The following is a 21,324-nucleotide window of genomic DNA, read 5'->3' on the forward strand; positions in this document are numbered from 1 at the left end:
CCGCAACGGAGCTGTGACATTCCGCGCTACAGCGACTCTCTGGCTGCGAGAGGGGCCCAAAGTTGTACGGCAGCCCTGAAACCGGCTCAAATCCAGGAAATGGAGAGAGTCGAGGAGATCTACCAGGGCTTCGTGGTTGATCATCAGCTCGAGCGCGCGGGCCTCTTCGAGTTGCTCCGCGAGCGGTTCGTGGCGGTGGACACGGTGCTCTATCCGGGGTGCTTCGTGCACATCACCCCGTCGTTCTTCTTCCAGCACGTCGTCTACGTGGACCGGAACGACCTGGCGCAGGGCTTCTTCGCCAACAAGGACGGCGTGCTGAGGAAGATCGGCTCCTGTCAGCAATACGAGCAGAAGGCCTCCGTGCGCTTCGTCGCGCAGGACTACCTGCAGCCCATTCCAGCGCTGGAGGAGAGCTTCGACCTGCTGCTGGCGCTGTATGCAGGAGGAATCTCCCGCGCCTGCGGGAAGTACCTGAAGGTCGGCGGCCTGCTGGTGACGAACGACCACCATGGCGACGCGGCGGAGGCCGCGACCGAGGAGAACCTGGAGTTGATCGCCGTGGTGAAGGAGCAGCGGGGGAAGTTCATCTTCAGCGACGAGGAGCTCTCCGCGTACCTCGTCCCGAAGATTCCGCCCCGAGGCCCCGCCGCGCGCGACACCGCGGGCGCATCCCACTGGGAGCGACCCGCCGACTACTACCTCTTCCGCAAGACGCGCCCGGGCGCCGCGACGATGGAGCCCGGACGCTTCTCCGCCCCTCACTGAGGGACGCGAGGACGGAGGCCCCTGGCTACTGGGCCTCCAGCCGGAACTGCTGGCAGTCGTTGTTGGACCAGGTCCACTGCTGGATGACGGTGCCGTTGCCGCTCGTCCCACAGCTCGCCACGTCCAGCACCTTGCCGCTGTGCCGGGCCTCGATGCGGTGGAACCCGCCGGACGTCGCCACCGTGCGGAACTGCTGGTTGCCGCCGTTGGACCAGGACCACTGCTGGAGCCCCGCGCCGTCCGCGGTGCTGACGTCGCGCACGTCCAGCACCTTGCCGCTGTACTGCGACACGAAGCGCACGTAGCCGCTGTCGGTGGGCTCCATCACCCACTGCTGGCTGGCGCCGGTGTGGCACGCCCACTGGTGGATGCTCGCACCGTCCGCGGCGCTGGGCCCGTTGATGTCCAGGCAGCGGCCGGAGCTCTTGTTGACGATGCGGTAGCGGGTGGCGCCACCGCCGCCCTGCGCCGCGTTGAAGATGGCGAGCAGCAGCGACGTGTCATTGCGAGTGTCCTGGGTCAGCTCCCAGATCATCACCCCGCCACCCTGCTGGAGGCCCAGCCGCGTCTTGGCCTGGATGGTGGCGATGCCGTTGTAATAGACGTCCCCGACGTTGTCCTTGTACGGCGCCTGCGAGTCCCGCGCGACGAGGTCCGCGTAGCCGACATACGACGACGGCGAGCGCCCGTAGAACGGCACGCCCAGCACGGCCTTCGACGCCGGCAGGCCCCGCCCCTTCCAGTAGTTGAGCGACTGGACGGCGTAGTCATACGTCGAATGCGGCTGCCCGCCGTCGTACGCCATGATGTTGAGGAAGTCGAAGTCGGCGAACGTCGAGGTGGGGACGCCCTCGCCGTAGTAACCGTTGGCCACCACCGCGGCGGTGAGCAGCTTTCCGCGCGAGCGCATCGCCGCGCCCAACTCGCGGATGAGCGCCGCGAAGTTCTGCGCGGAGGCGCCCGGGTCCGGGTACTCCCAGTCGATGTCCACGCCGTCCAGCCCCGCCGCGTTGACGTAGTTGACCAGGTTGTTCACGAAGGCCGTGCGCGTGCCCGCGTTCGCCGCGAGCGACTCGAAGCCGCTGTCGTTGCCGTCGTTCCACCCGCCCACCGCGATGAGCACCTTCACGCCTCGCGCATGCGCGGCGGTGACGAGCGAACGCAGCCGCGCGTCCGTCCCGCTCGGGCCCGTCAGCCCGCCCTGCGCGGTGGGCACCACGAAGGCGTAGTTGATGTGCGTGAGCCTGTCGTAGGGGATGGCGTTGACGTCGCCCGCCCACGTCGGGAAGTAGCCAACCACGCGCGTCGCCAGCGCCGCGCCCTCTTGCCGCGCCAGCGGCTCGTCGACGGGTGACTCCACGTCCGGCGCGCCCGAACAGGCCAGCACCATGGCCGCCAACGCGGCCTCCAACACCAGGGCTCTCAACGGCAACACCAGGCGCGACATGCGGACTCCATGAGGTGAGCCCCCGCCTCCGGAACGGAGACGGAGGGGTCGCGCACCTGTAGCGTCGCCCTAAACCCGCAACAACAGTTTTTCCGGAAATCGAAGAAAGACTATCCAGTCCTGTCGGACAGTTAGGAGGCCCCTGCACACGCTTGCGCCGCCGTCCGTATTTTCAGTGCGGGCTGCACGACGGCACGACGCGGCGCGAGGAAGGGCGCCGCGTCGTGGAGGGGATTCAGCGCGCGGCGGGGACGCCGGGCAGCGGGTTCACTTGGAGCTGCTTCGAGGCGAGGAACTCCGCGTTGAAGACCTTGGAGGCGTAGCGACTGCCGTGGTCACACAGGAAGGTGACGATGCGCAGTCCCGAGCCGACATGCTGACGGGCAAGCTCGTACGCGGCGCGCACGTTGAGGGCGGCGGACGTGCCCACCACGAGCGCGTCCTCGCGGGCCAGGTGGTAGAGCGTGTCCAGCATCTCCCCGTCGCCCAGACGCATCGCCTCGTCCACGCGCGAGGCCTGGAAGTTGGCGGTGAGCCGCATGATGCCGATGCCCTCGGTGATGGAGGAGCCCGACGACTCCAGCTTCCCCTCGCGCACGTAGCTGTAGAGGCCGGAGCCCGGCGGGTCCACGAGCACCACGCGCAGCGCGGGGTTCTTCTCCTTGAGGAAGCGGCTGACGCCGGACATCGTCCCGCCGCTGCCCACGGACACGACGACGACGTCCACGCGGCCCTCGCACTGCTCCCAGACCTCGGGCCCCGTCGTCTCGTAGTGGAAGTCGCCGTTGGCCGTGTTCTCGAACTGGTTGGCCCAGAACCAGCCGTGCTGCTCGGACAGCGCGCGCGCCTGGTGGAAGAAGTGGCCGGGGTTGGCGAAGGGCACGGGCGGCACCTTGCGGACCTCCACGCCCATGGCCTCCAGCAGCTCGTACTTCTCGCGCGCCTGGTTGTCCGGCATCGTCACCACGACGCGGTAGCCGCGCTCGCGGCCCAGGAGCCCCAGGCCGATGCCCGTGTTGCCCGCGGTGCCCTCGACGATGGTGCCTCCGGGCTTGAGGAGTCCCTGCTCCTCCGCGCGGCGAATCATCCCCTTGGCGGCGCGGTCCTTGATGCTGCCGCCGGGGTTCATGAACTCCGCCTTGCCCAGAATCTCGCAGCCGGTGATGCGGCTGAGCGAGCCGATGCGAAGCAGCGGGGTGTTACCCACCGAGTCCCAGAGCGAACCGATACGTGGCGCCATCCCCCTCCCCTAATGGAGTCCGGGGAGGGAGGCAACCGACGACGGGACGACGGGCGCTACTCGTTGCGCATCGCCTCGACGGGGTCCAGCTTCGCGGCGCGAGCAGCCGGGTAGATTCCAAACAACAGCCCTACCCCGCAGCTCATCGACAAGGCCAGGCCCACGGCCCACGGCGGTACGGTCATGGGGAAGCCGACCATCCAGTCCCCCAGGAAGACGAGCCCGAAGCCCAGGCCCACGCCCAGGCCTCCGCCAAAGAGCGCCAACAGCACGGCCTCCGTGGCGAACTGCCCGAGGATGCGCCGCCGCTTGGCGCCCAGCGCCTTGCGCACGCCAATCTCCCGCGTCCGCTCCATCACCGACACCAGCATGATGTTCAGGATGCCGATGCCGCCCACCACCAGCGACAGCAGACACACGCCGATGCCGGCGATGGTGATGACCTGCGAGAGCTGGTTGAAGGACGCCGTCACCGACTCGTTGGTGTGGATCTCGAAGTCGTTGGGCTGGTCCGGGTCCACGCCGCGCCGACGTCGCATCAGCGTCGTCACCTCGTCCTGTGCCTTGCGGAACAGGCTGGGGTCCTTCGCCTGGATGTCGACGGCCAGCGACCACTCCTTGCCGTAGAGCTGCTGGTACACCCGCAGGGGGATGATGGCCTGGTTGTCCATGCTCACCATGCCCAGGAAGCTGCCGCGCCGCTGGAGCACGCCAATCACGCGGAACGGCCGGTTCTGGAGGCGCACCTCGAAGCCCACGGGGTCGATGCCGGGGAAGAGCGAGTCCGCCACGTCCACGCCCAGCAGCACCACGCTGCGCCCGTCCAGCCCCTCCACCTCGTTGAAGTAGCGGCCGGACTGCACGGAGACGCCGCTCGTCACCGGGTACGTCGTGGACGCGCCGGTGACGCGCACCGACGGCCGCGTCTCCGCGCTCGCCGTCGAAATCTTCTGCCCGCCCGTGTCATCCGACGGGGCCACCACGCCCACCGACGGACAGAACATCTCGATGGCGTGCACGTCCTCCATCGTGATGTTCGGGCGCTTGGCGAACTTCGCCCAGTTGAAGCGGCCGAAGCCGCCCGAGGGCCACTTGGTGAGCTGGAAGGTGTGTGCCCCCAGCCGGCCCAGGTCCTTGTTCACCTTGGTGCGCAGGCCCTCGATGAGGCCCATCATCGTGATGACCGTGGCCACGCCGATGACGATGCCCAGCAGCGTCAGCAGGGAGCGCAGCGGGTTGCCCAGGAACGTCCCCAGGGCCAGCCGCAGATTGTCCAGGAAGGCTCGCATCGACTCACTCGTACCGAAGGGCTTCCACGGGGTCCAGGTTCGCCGCGCGCGCCGCCGGCCAGATGCCGAACAGCAGGCCCACCAGCGCCGCGAAGAACACCCCACCCAGCACCGTGGTCGTCTGCACGTCCGCCGCCAGCGGCGTTATCAGTGACACCACCTTGGCGGTGCCCAATCCCACTGTCGTTCCCAGCAGGCCTCCCACGGCGGATACGCTGGCCGCCTCCATGAGGAACTGCACGACGATGGTGCGCTTGCGAGCCCCCAACGCGCGCCGGACACCAATCTCCCGTGTCCGCTCGCGCACGGACACCAGCATGATGTTCATGATGCCGATGCCGCCCACGAGCAGGGTGATGAGCCCCACGCCCACGGCCACGCCGTACAGCGCGCCGGTGAGCTGCGCGTAGGTCTGGGCCATGGCCTCCGGCTTGTTGATGTTGAAGTCGTCGGGCTGGCCCGGCTCCGTCGCGCGCAGGCGCCGAAGGATGCCGATGAGCTGGTCCTCCGCCATGCGCACCTGGGACGCGTCCGCCACCGCCATGGCGATCTCGAACGGACGGCCCTTGCCGAAGTTGCTGTAGAACGTCCTGAAGGGGATGAGCACGAGCAGGTCCATGCTCTCGTTGACCACCTTCCCCTTGCGACTGAGCGTGCCCACCACCTGGAAGGAGCGGTTGTCCACGCGGATGGTCCGTCCCACCGGGCTGATGCCGGGGAACAGCCGCTCCGCCACGTCCGCGCCGAGCACGGCCACCGGACGCGTCACCTCCTCATCCGCCTCGGTGATGAAGCGGCCTCCGGTGATGTCGAAGCCCGCGATGCTCAGGTACTCGTGGTTGACGCCCTGGATGCGCACCGACGACATCTGCTCGCCGCCGTACGACACGTCCGACATGCGGGAGACGGACGGGGACAGCGCGGTGATGAACGGCGCCATGGCGCGCAGCCGGGGAAGCTGGTCCAGGGTGAAGTTCTTCCGGTTGCGGTACTTCCACCAGTCGCCCTTGATCATCCACGGGAACTTGGAGACGTAGAGCGTGTTGGCGCCGAAGCTCGCGAGCTGCTTGTGGAAGGACGTGTTGAGGCCCTGGATGATGCCGACGATTGCCAGCAGCGTGGCCACGCCGATGCCGATGCCCAGCGTCGTCAGCACCGTGCGCAGGCGGTTGGCGCGCAAGGAGAACAGGGCGATGCGCGCGCCTTCCAGGACGTCCACCCGCAGGCTCGTCACGTTCTTCATGCGCCACCCGCCGCCACCGCGGCGGCGTTGCCCAGGGCCACTTCACGCCCGGGGCCGTCGGCGACAATCTCTCCGTCGCTCAGGCGGATGGCCCGAGGGCAGCGCGCCGCCAGCTTGGGCTCGTGCGTGACGAGCACCAGCGTGTGGCCTGCCTGGTGGAGCTGCTCGAACAGCCGGACGATCTCCTCGCCCGTGGCCGAGTCCAGGTTGCCCGTGGGCTCGTCCGCCAGGAGCATGGAGGGCTCCGATACCAGCGCGCGGGCGATGGCCACGCGCTGACGCTGACCGCCCGACAGCTCGTTGGGCCGGTGGTGGATGCGGGGCGTGAGCTGCACCTTGTCCAGCGCCGCCCTCGCCCGCTCCCGCCGCTCCTTCGCCGCCATGCCCCGGTACACCAGGGGCAGCTCCACGTTCGCCAGCGCCGTCTCCTTCGGCAGCAACTGGAACGTCTGGAAGATGAAGCCGATCTCCACGTTGCGGATGACGGCCAGCTCGTCGTCGCTCATGCGCGACACGTCCTTGCCGTTGAGCATGTAGCGGCCGCTGGTGGGCGTATCCAGGCAGCCCAGCACGTTCATCATCGTGCTCTTGCCAGAGCCGGACTGGCCGATGATGGCCACCCACTCGCCCCGGCTGATGCCGAAGGTGACGCCGCGAAGGGCGCGCACCTCCTCGCCACCGACATGGAAGACGCGGGTGATGTCGTCCACCTGGATGAGCCGGCCGGTGCCGGCGCCGCTGCTGTTGCTCACGACTTCTGACCGCCCTTCGCGCCAGGAGCATCACCCTGATCGGGCCCCTGGACATTGTCTCCGTGGTTCAGCTCCTTCGACAGCGTGCGGTAGGGACCTTCCACCACACGGTCCCCGTCGCTCAGCCCGGAGAGGATCTCCAGCTCCGTGTCGGAGGCGATGCCCGTCTGCACCCGCCGCACCTGCGCCTTGTTCGCCGCGTCCACCACGAAGACCACCTTCGCGAGGGTCTCGGTGCGCTTGGCCTTCAGCCCGCCACCTTCCACCGCTTCCTTGTAATCCGGCAGCGAGCGCTCCGCTCGCACCGTCACCGCCTGGATGGGCACCAGGATGACGTCATCGTGCGTCTCCGCGGAGATGCGAGCCTCCGCGCTCATGCCCGGCAGCACGCCCGGCGGACGCATGTCCAGCGCCACCGTGACGGGGAAGCTCGTCACCTCCGCCTCCGTGCCCGGGTTCTTGATGAGCGCCTTCTGGGCGATCTCCACCACCGAGCCCTGGAACGTCTGCCCTTCCAGCGCGTCCAGCGTCACGTCCGCGGGCTGGCCCGGCTTCAGGTGAACCACCTCGTGCTCACCCACCTCGAACTTCACCTCCATGGCGCTCAGCGCGGCGATGGTCATCACCACGTCCTCGGCCAGCTCCGAGCCACGCACGCGCTCACCCACCTCGCGCGACAGCTCGATGACGTTGCCGTCGATGGGCGACGACAGCGTCGTCCTCGACAGGTCCGCCTGCGCCTGCTCGACGATGGCGACGTTGCGCGCCAGCTGCTGGCGGGAGGACGCCAGGCGCGCCTCCGCCGTGTTCTTGCTCGCCTTGGCGATATCCAGCTCCGCGCCGGACGCGAGGCCCTTGGTCACCAGGCCCTCCACCCGCCCCAGCTCCAGCGTGGTGCGGCCGACTTCGACCTCCGCCACCTGGGCATCGGCGCGCGCGGCGTTCTGCGACGCCATGGCCTGCTTCATCGCCGCCTCGTAGATGCGCTTGTCGATGCGCCCCAGCACCTGGCCCTTCTTCACCGGCTCGCCATCCTTGACGAGCAGCTCCACCAGGTCTCCGGAGAGGCTGGAGGAGATCTTCACCGTGGTCGCCGCCTGCACCTTTCCCGCGCCGGTGATGGCGCGGGTGATGGTGCCCTTGCGGGCCTTGGCGATCTGCACTTCCTGGGACGGTGGCGGACGCTCCTTCAGTCCCCCAGCCGTGATGGCCGCGGCACCCAGGAACAGCGCACCGGCAATCGCACCCTTCCACCACTTCATTTCGTCTCTCCCGGGCTCAGGGCGCCCATGGCCCGCAACAAACTGAAGCGGGCGATTTCGACATCAATCCTGTTTTCCAACAAGCTGAGCTCCGCCTGCGTGAGGCTGAGCTGGGCATCGCGGACTTCCAGCGTGGAGCCCGCACCGGCCTTGAAGCGCTCCTCCGCCAGCCGGAGGCCCTGGATGGCGGCCTCCTTGTTCTCGGCGGACAGGCGGGCGGCGACAATCTGTGCCTGCAGCGACTGGTGCGCGGTGCGCACCTCGCCTTCAATCTCCCGCGCCGACTGCGCCAGCGTGAGCTGGGCCTTGCGGATGGTGGCCTCCGCCCGACGCGTCTGCGCGGGGGTGATGAAGCCGTTGAAGACGTTCCACTGGAGGTTGACGCTGCCCAGGAAGTTGTTCTGCAGGCGCGGCTCGGTGAAGACCTGCTCGGCGTCCGGACCCTGCCGGGTGTAGAGGCCGCGGGCCGACAGCACGGGGAGGTAGTCCGCGCGGGCGATGGCGCGCTGCAGCTCCGCCGAGCGCACCTGGAGCTGGAGCGCCTTGAGCACGGGGCGCCTCTCGCGGGCCTCGTCGATGGCCTGCTCGATGGTGGGCGCGGGCGCGGGCTCCTCGTTGAGCACGCCCGGGTCCACCGCCTCCAGGGGCTCGGTGCCCGGACGGGTGAGCCACACCGCGAGCTGCGTCTGGTCCGTCACCAGCTGCGTGAGGGACTGGATGAAGGTGATGCGGTCATTGCCCAGGTTCACCAGCGCGGAGATCTCCTCGACCTTGCCCACGCGTCCGGCCTGGAACAGGGAGCGCGCGCGGTCCAACTGCTCCTCGCTGCGCTTGACGGTGGCCTCCAGCACCTGGCGGGTGGCCTGGGTGCGGAAGAGCGCGAAGAAGCGCCGGATGGCCTCCAGCTCGGAGGTGTCCGCCTCCTCCTGCGCCTGGCTCTTCTGCGCATCGCGCAGCACGCCGCTCTGCTCCAGCTGCTTCCAGCGCGCCCGGTCATAGATGACCTGATTGAGGATGAACCCCAGGTCGTAGTCGCCCGTGCTGGTGGGCTTCGACTCGACCGGAATCTGCACGAACTCGCCCGGGTTGTTGGGGTCCGGAACCAGGGTGAAGGACTTGCGGCGACCGAACCAGTTCTTGCCGACCGACGCGTTGACGGAGAGCTGGGGCAAGAGCGCGGAGCGCGTGACGCGCACGTCCGCTTCGGCGACCTCCAGGTCGAGCAGGGACTGGAGCGCGGTGGTGCTCTGCCGGCCCTGGGTGCGGATCTCCTCCAGCGTGAGGCGCGTGGGCTCGGGCGACGGAGCCGCGGTGAGCAGCGCGGCGACGATGAGCGCGTTCATTGCGCACCTCCCGAACCGGGCAAGCCCACCATCATCACTCCCGCGAACATCACGTAGAGCACCAGGGCCAGCAGCAGCGCGCGGTTGCGCGACATGCCCGTGGCGGCGGCGAAGCCCAGGCCCAGCAGGCCCGTGCTCCACAGGTTGAAGAAGTCCACGGTGGACGCCACCCGCGCCATCTTCGGGCTGAGGCCACTCATGAGCACGCCCAGGTGCGCCGGCACCAGCTGCGCGACGCGAGCGACGGAGATGGTGTGCTGCGCGGCGATGCAGAGGGCGAGGACGGCGTGGTACAGCGCGATGGGCAGCAGCGCCAGCGCCGCCACGGACATGAGTTGTTCGAAGTGGGCCGGGCGGTCGAACAGCCAGGACACCACCCAGAGGATGGCGGCCAGCAGCAGCGCGACCATGGGCATCACGAAGACGCCCTTGGCGATGCCGCCGACGAGCGCCTTGCGGGTCGTCGTCTGGATCTTGTCGCTCAGGTCGGCCTCGGAGATGGTCGCCATCTCCCCGGACGCCTGAAGTTCACGGATGACATCCGGGGTCGCGTCCCAGCGCAGGGAAAACAGCGTCCCGGAGGCGGACACACAGAGGGCGAGGATGAGCAGGGGCCAGACCCAACGGCGGGCTTCGACTGCGGCGGGCGTTCCCTCGACAGGGTCGATGAAGACGCGCACAGGTTGGACGAGAGAGGTCATAGAGTGAGTGGTCTCGGAGGGATGTACGACGCTCCCCCTCAGGCAATTGCTCGGCCAGTCGAAATTTTGCGGCGGTGAACGGGCAGCCGGCCAACCTAATTCCATCCTCATGGAAGGTGGGGCGGCTTTCTACTCCAAGGATTCCGCAGACCTGTAGCAACCTGTTGCGGAAATTTTGCCGTCGGGATCGAGAGGGTGTATTCCGCTCGGCTGCACGCTTGCCGGAGCTCGAATGGTCGAAAGCACGGATCTGGCCCAGGTCCTCCAAGAAGCGAATGACATCGCCCGGAGCGTGGCCCAGAAGATTACTTCGGCCCACGTGCTGTTGGCGCTCTTCACGGTGGAGAACCGGGCGCAGCTCCTGCTGAAGGAGCGGGGCGTGGACGAGGATGCGCTCCTCCACCTGCTCACCGCCGCGCCGGCGGAAGGGGACGGCCACGTTCGCGAGCTGAGGGAGAAGGCCCGGGAAATCGCCACGAGCTGTGGCTCCCAGGAGGCGGACTGCCTCCACCTGCTCATCGCGGTGACGCGGGTGCGCTGCGTCGCCCACGAGCTGCTGACGCAGACGGGGTTGGATCTGGCGACCCTGCGGACCACGGCGGTCTCCTACTTCGTGAGTGGGCGGATGCCGCGCAAGCTCCAGCCTGGCCGTACGCATGTGCTCGGCGCGCGTCCCATCGTCCCTGCCCGACCGCTCGGGGCGCCTCCGTCTCCCCTGCCCTCCTCGGCCGTGGCGGTGAGCCTGCCGCGCTCCCTGCCGGCCGCGCCCCCGCTGCCCCCGCCGCCGCGCGTCACCACTCCCGCCCTCTCTCCGAGGGACCTCATCGACGTGGATGACGAGGTCCAGGAGGCGCCCGCGCCCAAGGTCGCTCCGCCGCCGCCCGCGCCCGCTCCGGTGGCCCGCGCGGCGCCGCCTCCCGCGCCGACGCCTGCCCCCCCGGCGCCCGTGTCGCGCCCCGCTCCGACGCCCGCACCCGTGGCCAAGGGCGCGTCGCTGGCGTTGGACCCCAAGGCGTTTCCGATGTTGACGTCGCTGGGCCGCAACCTGAGTCAGCTGGCCCGTGAAGGTCGGTTGGATCCGGTGGTGGGCCGCGCGAGGGAGATCGAAGAGGTCATCGACGTCCTGGGCAAGCGCCGCACCAACAACCCGTGCCTCCTGGGTGAAGCGGGCGTGGGGAAGACGGCGGTGGTCGAGGGCGTGGCGCAGCGGCTGTTGAGCCTGCGCGGCAGCCTGGCGGAGAAGGTGGTGGTGGAGCTGGACATGGCCTCGCTGGTCGCGGGCACGCAGCTTCGCGGCTCCTTCTCCGAGAAGCTCAACACGCTGAAGGAAGAGGTCCGCCGCGCGGAAGGCCGAATCATGGTCTTCATCGACGAGATTCACACCCTGGTGGGTGCGGGCTCGACGGGCGACGGTCCGCAGGACGCGGCGAACGAGCTGAAGACGGCGATGGCGCGCGGTGAGTTCCCCTGCATCGGCGCGACGACGCACGACGAGTACCGCAAGTTCATCAGCGCGGACCCGGCGCTGGAGCGACGCTTCACGCCCGTTGTCGTGCACGAGCCGTCGGTGCCGGAGACGGTGGAGATCCTCCGCGGCATCATCGGCCGGTACGAGGAGCACCACGCGCTGCGCTATCGCCCGGAGGCGCTGGAGGCCGCGGCGTCGCTGGCGAGTCGCTACGTGACGGACCGGTTCATGCCGGACAAGGCCATCTCGGTGGTGGACCTGGCGGGCAGCCGGTGCCACCGCGAGGGGCGCGACGTGGTGGAGCCCTCGGACGTGGCGCGGGTGGTGGCGAAGCTCGCGGGCGTGCCGGAGGAGCGGCTGTTGATGAACGACTCGGCGCGCCTGCTGCGGCTGGAGCAGGACCTGAGCGAGCGGGTCATCGGGCACGAAGAGGCGATTGCGCGCATCGCCCGGGTCATCCGTCGCAACTACGCGGGCTTCGCGTCGCGGCGGCCCATGGGCAGCTTCCTCTTCCTGGGCCCCACGGGCGTGGGCAAGACGGAGATGGCGCGCGGACTCGCGGAGGTGCTGTTCGGCAACCGCGACGCGCTGGTGCGGCTGGACATGAGTGAGATGGCGGAGGCGCATGGGGTGTCGCGCCTCATCGGCTCTCCTGCGGGTTACGTGGGCTTCGGCGAGGGTGGACAGCTCACCGAGCCGGTGCGTCGGCGGCCCTCGTCCATCGTGGTGCTGGATGAAATCGAGAAGGCGCACCGCGAGGTGCAGATGCTGCTGCTCCAGGTGCTGGAGGAGGGGCGGCTGACGGACGGCAAGGGTCGGCACATCGACTTCTCCAACACGGTCATCGTGATGACGACCAACCTGGGCGCGGAGGCGTTCTCCCGCACGGGTCGTCCGCTGGGCTTCGGCTCGGAGGGCGCGGGGACGACGAACGCGCTGGAGTTGGCGGCGTCGGCGGCGCGCAAGGCGCTGCCCCCGGAGCTGTGGAATCGCATCGACGAGCGGCTCCCCTTCCGTCCCCTGGAGGAGGAGGAGGTCGCTCGCATCGCCACGTTGTTGCTGGAGGAGAGCAGCAAGCGGCTCTCCACCGAGCGCGGCATCGAGTACGTCGCGGGCCAGGACGTGGTGGGCCACCTGCTGAAGTCGGGCGGGTTCGACCCGCAGCTCGGCGCGCGCCCCATGCGGCAGATGGTGCAGCGGCTGGTGGAAGGGCCGCTCGCGGAGCGCATCCTCTCTGGTGAGTTCGGCGCGGGCGACAAGGTGCGCGTCGCGCTGCTCGCCGGTCAGCTCGCGTTCCAGCGGGTGCGATGAGTCCCCGCGTCTCGCGGACGCGTGGTGGCAAGGGAGCGGGGAGACCCGCTCCCGCGAAGGGCACGAGCTCCCCGCGCAAACGTGTTGCGAATGCAGCGGGGAAACCCGCGCTCACGAAGGGCTCGAGTTCCTCACTCACCCGTGCGGCGAAAGCAGCGCGGAAACCCGCGCTCACGAAGGGCTCGAGTTCCTCACTCACCCGCGCGGCGAAAGAAGCGCGGAAGCACACGCCGGAACGCAGCCTCGGCACCTCTCGGAAACGCGGTGCCGCGGCGACACGCGGAGCCACGCCGGAAGGCACCACACAAGTCGCGGAGCCGCTCGCGAATCGAGCTGGAAGAAACACCCCGAGCACACCCCGCCCACCGCTCGTCATCATCGGCGCGGGAAGGCTCGGGGGTGCGCTGGGCCTCGCGCTCAACGCAACGGGCTGGCCCGTCCGCATGCATTCACGCGGAGAAGAGGGACGCCTTCGCGCCGAAGCCCTCGGACTGAAGACCGCGACGCCCGAGGATCTGCGGCGCGCGCGCCTCGTGCTCCTCTGCGTCCCCGACGCCGAGGTCCCCCGAGTCGCGGAGTCACTCGCCACCACCCTGCCCCGCTCCGTCGCCCTCGTGCACACGGCGGGCGCGCTGTCCCTGGACGCCCTGGGCCCACCGAAAGGTCGCGCGCTGGGCTCCTTCCACCCGCTCTGCGCGGTGTCCTCCGCCCGGGACTCGCTCGCGGGCAACACCGCCGCCATCAGCACCCGCTCGCGCGCCTTGCGAGACGTGCTCCGTCACATGGCCGTCGACGTGGGGCTGGACACGCTGGAAGTGCCCGAGGGCCACCGCGCCGCCTACCACGCGGGTGCGGTGATGAGCGCGGGCCTCGTGGTGGCGCTCGCGGATGCCGCCGTCGCCGCGCTCGGTGCCGCGGGCATCGACCCGAAGGACGCCCTGCCGGCCCTGCTACCGCTGATGCGCTCCGCCCTGCGTGGAATGGAAGCCCGGGGCCTCGCGGGAAGCCTCACCGGGCCCATCGTCCGAGGCGACGCGGGAGTGGTGGCCGCACACCTCGCGGCCCTCCCCGACGACGTCGCCCCCATCTACCGACTGCTGTCGCGGCGCGCCTTGAAGCTGGCCTCGGAGCGTCTCCGCCCCGAGTCGCGCGCCGCGCTGCGGAAGCAACTCAGGTGATGATCAGCGAACCCTGAAGACCCTTGCGCACCGAGCCCAGCGCACGCTCCGAAGCGGCCTCCGCCTCGGTGAGCCGGCGCAGGCACAGCTCGCCCTGACCCGACGCGATTCCGCGCTGCAGGTCCGACAGCAGCGTGAGCGAGGCCTGGAGCATCTCCTTGCCCTGCGGCGTCTCGTTGACCGGCTTGCCAGCGGCCTTCGCCACGGCCTCGCCAAACGCCTTGATGGAGCCCCCGAGCTTGGCCGCGTCGAAGCTGGCCAGCAGCGGCTTGATCCGCGTGGGGTCGATGCGGATGAGCCGCAGCGCGCCCACCCGAGCGAAGCCCGGGTGCAGCAGGCCGATGTCGCTCATCTCGAACGCGCCCAGCAGACCCTCGTCCGGAGCCGGGTGCGCGTGCGGCACCACATCCACGAACAGGGGCAGCGCGTCCGCGCCCTGGCGGTACAGCTCGACTTCTTCTTCATCCAGCGGCGGGAAGGAGGTCGGCGCGCCGATGAAGAGCAGCGGCAGCACGATGTCGTGCCAGAAGTCCTCGGGCGCCGAGCCCGTGCCGTTCACCGTGGCGAACAGGTGGACCATCAGCTCGGCCAGTCGCGGGGCGCGCTCGGCCTGCTCGATGAGCGTCTTGCTCGGGTCCAGGCGCTGGAGGGACTGGACGATCTGCCCCTCGAACTGCTGCCGCGCCTCGGCCGGGAGGTCCTGCGCGCGACCCAGCGCGTTACGCACGTCGCGGGCGAGCACGTCCGGCTTGGTCTCCAGCGTGGTGGTCGCCTTCTTCGGGTCCACGACGACGAACTGGAGGAAGCCCGGGTCGAACAGGCGCTGGTAGTCCACCGGCGTCAGCTTCGGCGCCTGACCACCCAGGGCCTGGGCGGGGTTGGTGCCGAAGCGGGCCTGACCCAGCGAGCGGCGGATGTCCGAAGCCAGGTCATCCAGCCGGCCCAGCTTGTTTTGACCCAGCGCGTCCATCGCCGCGCCAAACGGCGACAGCATGATGATGGCCTCGGGGAAGCCCAGGGTGGCACCCTCCGGAGAGTCGCGGTTGGGGAACCAGAACGCGTTGTGCTCCACGATGAGGCGCATGGCGAACGCGCCGGCCAGACCCAGGGCGATGGTCTGGTGCTCGGGCTTGTTCACCTGGAAGGGGCCACCGAGCACCTTCGCGACGGCCTTCTCCACGTCCGCCCAGGGCGCCTTGACCAGGTCAATCGGCTGGCCCTCGGCCTTTTCGAGGGCCGCGGCGACCTGGAGCTGCGCCTGGTGGACATGCTGGGGGACAGGATGCGCCTGGGGTTCCGGTTGGGACATGAAGGAATCCGAAATCGAAAGGGAAGCGGTGGGCTTCCCCTTACCGTGAAAAACGCGTTCGTGGCTACGATTTGTGGCCAGTAGGATGGCCCGCATGCCTGCTTCCCACCGGCGCCTTCGCTGGCATGCCGTGGCCGTCTGTCTCCTGCTGACAAGCTGGGGGTGTGCTTTCGTCACACCTCGTTTTCCCCAAGACATCCAGACGTCGTTCGCGCGCGACCCCATGCGCAAGCTGACGACGGAATCACTGGAGCTCTACTACCCGGAGCAACTCAAAGGTCCCGCGCTGCGGATGGCGGCGCGGCTGGAGGGCTGCGTGGAGCGACTGCGCGCGCAGACCTGGCGCCAGGAGCCCCGCCCCCGCCTCCTCGTCTACATGACGAGCGCGGACTTCAACAACGCGTACGTCGTGCCGGACTACGCGAGCATCCCCCAGCAGATGGTGATGCCGGCGCACGTGACGCTGGAGCTGTTCCACTTCTTCGGCCTGGGCGAGGTGGATATCGGCGACGTGGCTTGCCACGAGGCCGTGCACTACGTGCAGCTCCAGCAGACCAATGGCCTGTGGGGCTTCCTCAACACCTTCACGGGGGGCCTGTTCCAGCCCAACACCTTCACCGAGTCCTGGTTCCTGGAAGGACTGGCCACGTACTACGAGGGCCGCTTCGGCAAGGACACCGGGCGTCCGCACAGTCCGGTGTGGCGAGGCTGGTTCGACTCGGTGGTGCAGGCCAAGGACGGGAAGCTGAACCCGGGGTACCTGTCTCCGGAGAACCGGGCGTTGGATCCGTTTGGAGGCAACTACCTCACGGGCATGCACTTCGTGGAGTACCTGGCCACGAAGTATGGCGAGGCGAAGCTGTGGCAGTTGGTGGACAAGCAGGGCTCCACCATCATCCCGCCCATCGCGGTGACGCTGCGCTTCAAGAGTGTCTATGGAAAGGACATCGGCTCGCTGTTCGCCGACTACACCAAGGACCTGCATGAGCAGCTCATCGTGCGAGAGCGGCCGGAGTCGCAGCGCGTCTGGATTCCCGAAGCGGGGTACTTCTCGCGGCTCGCCTCGCATCCCTCGAGCGGCGTGACGGCGCTCGTGAGCGTGGGCCGGGAGCAGTACTCGCGGCTGACGGTGCGTGAGCCGGATGGGCACGTGCGGTTCGAGCGGCCGTTGGTGGAGCTGCTGCCCTTCCGCCGGTGGGTGCTGGGCTCGTCGACGCTGGTCAGCGGCATGTCCTTCAGCGCGGACGGTGCGTGGCTCTACCTGGTGATGGCGGACCTGAACGCGGTGGGGGCGTACGCCGCGAAGCTGTGGCGCGTGGACGCTCGCACGGGCGAAGTGGTTCGCGTCTGGGATGACGTGAAGGGAATGGGCGGGAGTGTCACTCCGGATGGCGCGGCGTATGTCTATGTCCGCGTCGAGGGGGACACGGCGAACCTGATGCGGCTGGAGCTGGAGACGGGCAAGCAGGAGCAGCTCACCCGCTTCGATGCGAGCGCGCCGCTGGGCCCGCCGGCAGTGTCGCCGGATGGCAAGCGGATGGTGTTCCCACTGGGAGGGAGCCTGGGCTGGGACCTCGTGGTGCGCGAGGAGGATGGGAGCCTGCGCTGGCTGACGCGAGACGGCCTGTTCAACTACTCGCCACGCTGGCTGGACGCGGACCGCATCGTGTTCCTGCGCGAGGACACCGGACGACTCCAGGCGTACGTCATGACGGTCTCCACGCGGGAGCTCGCGCGCATCACCGATGCGCCGCACCTGGTGATGGACGTGAGCCCCATGGGCACGGGCGAAGTGGTCTTCCTGAATCGCGCGGGGACGTCGTTCACCATCGACCGCTCACCCCTGGTGGCGATGACGGAGCGAGTGAGCACCACGGTGCCGGCGTTCAGCACGGAGGCTCCTCCCGTTGTCGCGGGGACCGAAGCCCCCCTGCCCTCCCAGGCGGACACGGCGACGATGAGCCCGCCGCCCCTCACCGCCGCGCCCGCCGTCACGACTCCGGTGGACCAGACGCCGCCACCGCCCGCGCCCGAGGAGCTTTCGGCCTTCCCCGCCACATCGCCGCCCGAGGGGCCGAACGCGGGCATGTCGCCCGACGCGCTGTCGCAGTTCCCTGGCACGCCCGCGTCGACCAACCCGGATGCGGGGACCCTCGCGGCCAGCCCAGGCACGCACAACGCCTCGGCCGGACAAGACGCGGGGACACTCACGGCCCTCCCCGGCACGCAGGACTCGGGGGCATCGCCACCTGTCCAGGCACAGGGGCCGACGACTTCCGAGCCGGCCCCAGGTGGCTTCACGGACTTCCCGCCGCGGTCCACGGACGCGCCCGTTGAGCCCGCTCCGGTGGCCGCGCCGCTCGCGACCGACCTTCCCGTGGAGCCCATCGCGTCCACCGAGGGAGACCTCGAAGCGCCCGTCGTCGCGCCGCCTCCCGACCCGGGCAAGGCGGTGACGGTGCTCACCGACGAGCCCTACTCGACGTTGGAGGGCTTCTTCATCCCCGAGTTCCGACTCCCGTATCTGTGGGTCGCGACGGAGAGCGAAGACTCGGATGACTTGTTGTTCAGCGGTGGGTTGTCACTCGCGGGACAGGACCGGCTCGGCTTCCACGCGTACTCGCTGAACTTCTCGTACAGCACGCAGGATGAAGAGCCCAACGTGTCGCTCGCCTACGGCAACGCGCAGCTCGCGCCCTGGTACCTGCAGGCCTCCGTCGCCCGTGTGCGAGACAACGACCGCACGGACCTCCAGGCACTGGCCTACGCGTCGCGCACGTTCTGGACGACGCCGGTGACGATTGGCGTGCTGGCACTGCGGCGCGAGTACGACGCCTTCGGCCAGTTCCCTCGCCTCGTCACGCGGCTGATTGGCCCGGAGGTCTCCGCGTCCTACTTCGCGGGTGACTCAACGTCCTACGGTGGCCTCCAGCGCGGACTGGGCATCTCGGTGAGCGGCGCCGTGTATCCCGGGGCGTTCGCCCTCGACTCGACGATGGGTGACGTCCGCGTGGGCCTGGACGGCTTCTTCCGCGGGTTCTTTGGCGGCACGGACAACATCCAGCTCTCGGCGGTGGGCCGCTACCTGCCGGGTGCACCCGAGGGACTGCTCGAAGTGGGCGGGTTCAGCGCGGGCCAGACCTGGTACAGCAGCCGACGCTCGACGGAGACGAGCCGCCTGCCACTTCAGCTCCAGCCGGGCATCGCGTTCAGCGAGTACGTGCGCGGCTACGAGGACATCACGATTCGCGCGAAGAACGCGCTGATTGGCGGCGCGACGTACCGCTACCGCTTCATCATCGACCACGGCTGGGCATCCACGCTGTGGCTGCTGCCGTCGCTCTTCGTGCGCAACTTCGAGATGGATATCTTCGCGACGCTGGCGCGCACGGACAACCGGGACAACCACGGCGCGTTTGGCGCGGCCATGTCGCTCCAGTTCACCCTGGGGCAGGCCGTGCCCTTCTCCATCTTCTACCAATTCGCCCGTCGCTACGACGACGGGCTGGGAGACCTGCACCTGGTGGGACTCGGCCTCTAGGCCCGCCCTACTTCCCGCGCCCCAGGCCATACAGCCCGGCGGCGCGGGCATGGGCCAGCACGCCGGAGGGCACCAGGTCCGACGGCTCCGTGCCCCGCGCCAGCAGCTCGCGAATCACGGTGGAGGACACCTCGGCCAGGGGCGGTCCCACCGTGTCCGGCGCCGGGTAGCCCGCGCGGTACAGCACGATGACGCGCGACATCTCCTGGATGCGGTGGAAGTCCTTCCAGTGGGGCAAGTCTCGCAGGATGTCGCTGCCGATGATGAGCGACCAGCGCACGCCCGGGTGCCGCTTCACCAGCAACTCGAGCGTGTCCACCGTGCGCCCCGTCAGCCCGGGCTCGCTCTCGATGCGCGTCGTCTTCAGCCAGCCCGCCGTCTCGCGGCACATGGCGTCGCACATGGCGACCCGGTGCTCGAACGCCTCCATCTGCTTGCCAAACGGGTGTTGCGAGGACGGCATCAGCCACACCTCGTCCACGCCCTGCGTCGCGTGCACGTACGAGGCCGCCATCAGATGCCCCACGTGCGGCGGATTGAACGAGCCTCCTAGGAGCGCGACCTGCACGTCAGGGCCTCACGTCACTTCAAGGTCAGCTTCGGGGACTTCTTGTCCAGCACCACCACCTGCGGCTCCAGCACCACGAGCCCGTCCAGCCGGTACGCGGAGAAGCGCAAGTCACGGTCCACCTTCTCCAGCAGCGCGCATGTCTGCTCGGCGGCGCCCACCAGCCGTCCCGGCGTCAGGAAGTAGCGCGGGCCAATCTGGACGACCTTGGGCTCCGGGTCCTTGCCGTGGACGAAGACCAGCGCGTTCAGCAGGTCCTCTCGCGTCAAATCGTTCTTGTCGTGCACCACGCAGCACAGCGTGTCGCCCAGCAGGTCCATCGCCTTGTTGTTGATGGATGGGTCTCGGTACTGGAGCGAATCGCGCTCCGGCACCCGCACGAAGCGCTCCATCACCAGGCGCCGGTCGTCCTCGGAGGCCATGTCCGCGGGCGCCGCGCCCCGCGAGGGAGTGCGGGGCAGCGCGTCCTGGCTGCCGAGCCACTGGCTCACGTCCGCCAGGAAGTCCGAGTCCGAGTACTCCCGGCCACCCCGGCTCTTCTGCCGCCGCCAGAGCAACCACTCGTCCAGGTCCGTGTAGCGCGCACCCGTGAAAAGGAAGCGGCGCGCGCCCAGGGAGCGCAGCAGCTCATAGGCCGCGTCGAAGGCTTGCAGGTCACCGTGGCTGTCGGAGAAGACACCAATCACGTGGAAAGTCCCACGCTCAAGCGTACAGCAGGTAGGGCTCCCTGTGTCCGCCGAAGCGCTCCGTCTGGGCGGAGAACCCCTCCATCAGCCGGTCCAGGCTCCAGCCCGCCTCGATTCCCCGGCGCACCTGGTCCGTCCCACACAGCAGGTCGAAGGCCGGGACGTCCTCGACGAACTCGTACGCGTCCGCCCGCCAGTCGAACTTCCCCGGGCCAATGTCGTGCAGGGCCTGGAAGATGGCCACCCCGGTGCGCAGCGACAGGAAGGCCCGCCGGTCCGTGACGTGGATGAAGGCCCCGTTGCAGGACTCGCCCCGGTACTTGTCGAACGTGGGGGTGAAGCCCACCGCGCGGAAGGCCACGCCCGGCAGGTCCTCCTTCGCCAGCCGCGCCAGCAGCGCGTCCGTGTCCACCCACGGCGCGCCGAACTGCTCGAAGGGGCGGCACGTCCCACGGCCCTCGGACACGTTGGTCCCCTCGCCCAGGCACATGCCCGGATACACCAGCGCCGTGTCCGGCGTGGGCATGTTGGGCGACGGGGAGATGAAGGGCAGGTCCGTGTCGGACCAGAACTGCTCGCGGCGCCAGCCCTCGCAGGGCACCACCGTCAGCGCGCAGCCGAAGCCCTCCTGCGCGTTGAACAACCGGGCCAGCTCCCCCGCCGTCATGCCGTGGCGGTTGGGCAGCGCGTACAGGCCCACGAAGGAACGAAACCCCTCCCCCACCAGGTTGCCCTCCATCGCCCGGCCGTTGAGGGGATTGGGCCGGTCCAACACATAGAAGGGCACGCCCGCCTTGGCGGCCACCTTCATGGCCAGCGCCATGGTGTAGACGTAGGTGTAGTAGCGGCTGCCCACGTCCTGGATGTCGAAGACGAGCGCGTCCAGGCCCTTGAGCCACTCGACGCGCGGGGACAGCGACTCGAAGGTGGAGCCGTAGAGGCTGTGCACGGGCACGCCGGTGCGGCGGTCCTTCGCCTCACCCACGGCCACCATGTACTGCGCCTCGCCGCGCACGCCGTGCTCCGGGCCGAACAGCGCGCCCAGCGTCACGCCCGGCGCCTGGGACAGCAGGTCCGCCAGGTGGCGGAACTTCGAGTCCACGCTGGTGGGGTTGACGATGGCGCCCACGCGCTTGCCCTTCAGCGCCGAGAACCCCTGCTCCACCCACACGTCCAGTCCCGTCTTCACCTTCGTCACGGCGCTTCCTTCCTCACAAC

At 69.1% G+C, this 21,324-nt stretch carries 16 protein-coding genes; 4 read left to right on the forward strand and 12 right to left on the reverse strand.

From position 1 onward, the window contains the following. The first annotated feature begins 99 nt into the window (after positions 1–99). On the forward strand, positions 100–768 hold the full coding sequence (locus ACN469_RS19130; protein ID WP_498769938.1) for a hypothetical protein: 669 nt from the start codon (positions 100–102) through the stop codon (positions 766–768). A gap of 25 nt (positions 769–793) precedes the next feature. Here ACN469_RS19130 and ACN469_RS19135 read toward each other — a convergent pair whose 3' ends face one another. The 8 genes from ACN469_RS19135 to ACN469_RS19170 form a co-directional block, all read right to left on the reverse strand. Further along, positions 794–2,215, reverse strand: coding sequence for an RICIN domain-containing protein (locus ACN469_RS19135; RefSeq protein WP_498769940.1), 1,422 nt, complete (start codon positions 2,213–2,215; stop codon positions 794–796). A 235-nt stretch (positions 2,216–2,450) separates the two neighbouring features. After that, a complete protein-coding gene (locus tag ACN469_RS19140) occupies positions 2,451–3,455 on the reverse strand; it encodes a cysteine synthase A (RefSeq protein ID WP_498769942.1) in 1,005 nt (334 codons plus the stop codon). Between the two features lie 56 nt (positions 3,456–3,511). Then, positions 3,512–4,744, reverse strand: a complete 1,233-nt coding sequence (locus ACN469_RS19145) for an ABC transporter permease (protein WP_498769944.1) — start codon at positions 4,742–4,744, stop codon at positions 3,512–3,514. 4 nt (positions 4,745–4,748) lie between these two features. Beyond that, on the reverse strand, positions 4,749–5,987 hold the full coding sequence (locus ACN469_RS19150) for an ABC transporter permease (protein WP_498769946.1): 1,239 nt from the start codon (positions 5,985–5,987) through the stop codon (positions 4,749–4,751). Further along, positions 5,984–6,739 (reverse strand): ABC transporter ATP-binding protein, encoded by a 756-nt coding sequence (locus ACN469_RS19155; protein WP_498769948.1) that lies wholly within the window; start codon positions 6,737–6,739, stop codon positions 5,984–5,986. The genes ACN469_RS19150 and ACN469_RS19155 overlap by 4 nt, the downstream gene beginning before the upstream one ends. Next, positions 6,736–8,001, reverse strand: coding sequence for an efflux RND transporter periplasmic adaptor subunit (locus tag ACN469_RS19160; protein WP_498769949.1), 1,266 nt, complete (start codon positions 7,999–8,001; stop codon positions 6,736–6,738). Before ACN469_RS19160 ends, ACN469_RS19155 begins: the two co-directional genes overlap by 4 nt. Then, entirely contained in the window at positions 7,998–9,344 is a 1,347-nt protein-coding gene (locus ACN469_RS19165) for a TolC family protein (RefSeq protein WP_498769951.1), read from the reverse strand. Before ACN469_RS19165 ends, ACN469_RS19160 begins: the two co-directional genes overlap by 4 nt. Continuing rightward, positions 9,341–10,045, reverse strand: a complete 705-nt coding sequence (locus ACN469_RS19170) for a YIP1 family protein (protein WP_498769953.1) — start codon at positions 10,043–10,045, stop codon at positions 9,341–9,343. The genes ACN469_RS19165 and ACN469_RS19170 overlap by 4 nt, the downstream gene beginning before the upstream one ends. 232 nt (positions 10,046–10,277) lie before the next feature. On the opposite strand from ACN469_RS19170, the gene ACN469_RS19175 reads away from it, so the two are divergent. Next, complete coding sequence (locus ACN469_RS19175; protein WP_498769954.1) at positions 10,278–12,824, forward strand: AAA family ATPase; 2,547 nt, start codon at positions 10,278–10,280, stop codon at positions 12,822–12,824. Further along, positions 12,821–14,002 carry a DUF2520 domain-containing protein gene (locus ACN469_RS19180; protein ID WP_498769956.1) on the forward strand — a complete coding sequence of 394 codons (1,182 nt, stop codon included), beginning with the start codon at positions 12,821–12,823 and terminating at the stop codon, positions 14,000–14,002. The genes ACN469_RS19175 and ACN469_RS19180 overlap by 4 nt, the downstream gene beginning before the upstream one ends. Here ACN469_RS19180 and ACN469_RS19185 read toward each other — a convergent pair. After that, positions 13,995–15,311, reverse strand: coding sequence for a hypothetical protein (locus ACN469_RS19185; protein WP_498769958.1), 1,317 nt, complete (start codon positions 15,309–15,311; stop codon positions 13,995–13,997). The two genes, ACN469_RS19180 and ACN469_RS19185, sit on opposite strands and share 8 nt — an antisense overlap. Positions 15,312–15,534: 223 nt before the next feature. On the opposite strand from ACN469_RS19185, the gene ACN469_RS19190 reads away from it, so the two are divergent. Next, the gene (locus ACN469_RS19190; RefSeq protein ID WP_498769960.1) at positions 15,535–18,852 is read left to right on the forward strand and encodes a hypothetical protein; all 3,318 of its coding nucleotides are present in this window, start codon (positions 15,535–15,537) and stop codon (positions 18,850–18,852) included. A gap of 7 nt (positions 18,853–18,859) precedes the next feature. Here ACN469_RS19190 and nadD read toward each other — a convergent pair whose 3' ends face one another. The 3 genes from nadD to ACN469_RS19205 are packed head-to-tail and all read right to left on the reverse strand — an operon-like array spanning position 18,860 to position 21,304. Then, a complete protein-coding gene (gene nadD / locus ACN469_RS19195) occupies positions 18,860–19,420 on the reverse strand; it encodes a nicotinate (nicotinamide) nucleotide adenylyltransferase (protein ID WP_498769962.1) in 561 nt (186 codons plus the stop codon). 14 nt (positions 19,421–19,434) lie between these two features. Then, positions 19,435–20,106 carry a hypothetical protein gene (locus tag ACN469_RS19200; RefSeq protein ID WP_498769964.1) on the reverse strand — a complete coding sequence of 224 codons (672 nt, stop codon included), beginning with the start codon at positions 20,104–20,106 and terminating at the stop codon, positions 19,435–19,437. 16 nt (positions 20,107–20,122) lie between these two features. Next, positions 20,123–21,304, reverse strand: a complete 1,182-nt coding sequence (locus ACN469_RS19205; RefSeq protein ID WP_498769972.1) for an exo-beta-N-acetylmuramidase NamZ family protein — start codon at positions 21,302–21,304, stop codon at positions 20,123–20,125. Positions 21,305–21,324: the final 20 nt, after the last annotated feature.

The sequence above is a fragment of the Corallococcus terminator genome, assembly GCF_049194865.1.
Classification (GTDB): Bacteria; Myxococcota; Myxococcia; order Myxococcales; family Myxococcaceae; genus Myxococcus; species Myxococcus terminator_A.